The sequence below is a fragment of the Pseudoalteromonas sp. MelDa3 genome (genome assembly GCF_002863625.1).
GTDB classification, from domain to species: Bacteria; Pseudomonadota; Gammaproteobacteria; order Enterobacterales; family Alteromonadaceae; genus Pseudoalteromonas; species Pseudoalteromonas arctica.
Map to the genome: position 1 here is coordinate 1 of NZ_PJBR01000198.1, position 1,956 is coordinate 1,956.

A 1,956-nucleotide genomic window follows, 5' to 3' on the forward strand; every position below is an offset into this window, starting at 1 on the left:
TATCGTGGTAGAGCGACCTATTACTAGGCCGACCCCACACAGATCCGGACGAGCGGAACTACCGCATCCGGCTCTTCAGTTAACTATTCACTCGTGTAAAACATGACCCTAATACCAATCGACAAGAATATTTCGCTTGCTGACTTTGATACTCTCAATATTAAAATACTCTAACATCTTCTTGAAATTACTCCAGTTATAACTTCGTCGACCACTTCGCCTGTTTAACCATTTATATAAGGTATGCAAAGCATAATCATATAAACACGCTAAACTTCGGCTATTGTCGGGAAGCCCGAAATAGTTTCTAAACCCTATCAGTTTTCGTTTTAATTGTGGCAGCCAATCTCTCAACTTAAATGAGTGTTTCGCTTTGATCCATTGGTAATATTCACCCAGCGTTGCCTTTTGCTTCTTCGCGCCAGTGCGCCGCCGCAATCTTGGTTTACCCGATGAATCTGTGCCCCAGTAAAACTCAAACCCTAGAAAGACAAAATGACGTTTTCGACCAACGTGAAATCGGCTGAAGCGCATTAACGATGTTTTGTCTTGTGCAACGTCTAAGTTGAACTTCTTTAATCGCTTCGGTAATACCTTATAAAAGCGCTCTGCGTCATTCGCATATTGAAACGCGCAAACAAAATCATCTGCATAACGTATCATCATCGCTCTGCCGCGCATCTTCGGCTTTACTTTCTTTTCAAACCACAGGTCTAGCGCATAATGTAGATAAATATTAGCAAGCACAGGGCTGATAATACCGCCTTGTGGGCTGCCACTCGATGGTTTGGTAAAGACACCATCAGGGGATTTTATCCGTGCTTTTAACCACTGATTTATTAAGTTAAGTATTGCCTTATCATCGATGCGTTGTTTGAGCATGTCCATCAACCATTCATGATCAAGGTTATCGAAGAAGCCTTTAATATCAGCCTCAACTATATAACCATAACCTTGAAACTGCAGATTAAGTGTCAAACTATGCACCGCTTGATGCGCACTTTTATTCGGTCGATAACCATAACTATTGCGCATAGAGTCTTGCTCCCAAATACTTTGCAGGATCTGGCTAACACTTTGTTGCACAAGCTTGTCATCAACCGTTGGCAGACCCAAGGGCCGTTGTTTACCATTCGATTTAGGGATGAAAATGCGTTTAATATCATTAACTCGGTAGCGTTTCTGCTTAAGTTGCTGACCTAAACGGTCAATATTTTCGATTAGCTTTGCCTTGTATATAGGCATAGTAATGCCATCAATACCGGGTTTAGCTAATTTATTGAGTTGACCCCAACTTTGATGCAGGCTATCAGTATTTAACAGTCCATATAAATTCTGAAACCTGTGTTTGGGGTGGGTATGTGCTTTAAATGCGATGGTATTAAGTGTTGTTGTCATAGTGGTTCCAGCCCTACTTTGTCCGGACTATGTGCCGGCTTAATACCGAAAATAACTGTCAGCTCCTTCGCCATGTACAAGGCTTTCCCCTGCGCAGACTACTATGGGCTGATCTGACTTCCAAAGGGTCATCGTTGGCTTTGCTTTTCGTTAAGCTTCTCTACCACTATCCGTGTGGAACGCCTTTGGATCTCTCAAGTTCTCAATACATCTATTTATACATGCCACGGCTTGAAAACTCCGCTGACTCTCTACAGCCTAACCAATGCGGCTGTTTTGCATGGACTTCGGTAGCGTTGCAAACCTCGTCAGTCAGATCTAATATTTATCGGAGCGATACCAGCACTTCAGGGCCACGATAGCCCCTATGGCCTACATAATTCTCTGTGTACGCTTCACCAATATTGTTCGTGTGATGCAGTCCTCACTGCTGAAAAGCATTTGCTAATCCCACACTCCGCCAAAGGCGCAACACTCGATACAGGTGGTTGGTTAAACCTTACCTGACAGGGACTTGCACCCTGCAAGATGCATCAAGCTTCGCTTGACGCACCAACG

Annotated in this window: 1 protein-coding gene; it reads right to left on the minus strand. The window is 43.6% G+C overall.

Annotated features, from left to right (window positions below):
- Window positions 1–108: 108 nt before the first annotated feature.
- Window positions 109–1,398 carry a group II intron reverse transcriptase/maturase gene (gene ltrA, locus CXF89_RS19055; RefSeq protein ID WP_121955474.1) on the minus strand — a complete coding sequence of 430 codons (1,290 nt, stop codon included), beginning with the start codon at window positions 1,396–1,398 and terminating at the stop codon, window positions 109–111.
- Between the last annotated feature and the right edge of the window lie 558 nt (window positions 1,399–1,956).

Coding starts and splice junctions, on each gene's coding strand:
- ltrA (WP_121955474.1), bottom strand. CDS start 1,398: ATGACAACAACACTTAATACCATCGCATTTAAAGCACATACCCACCCC.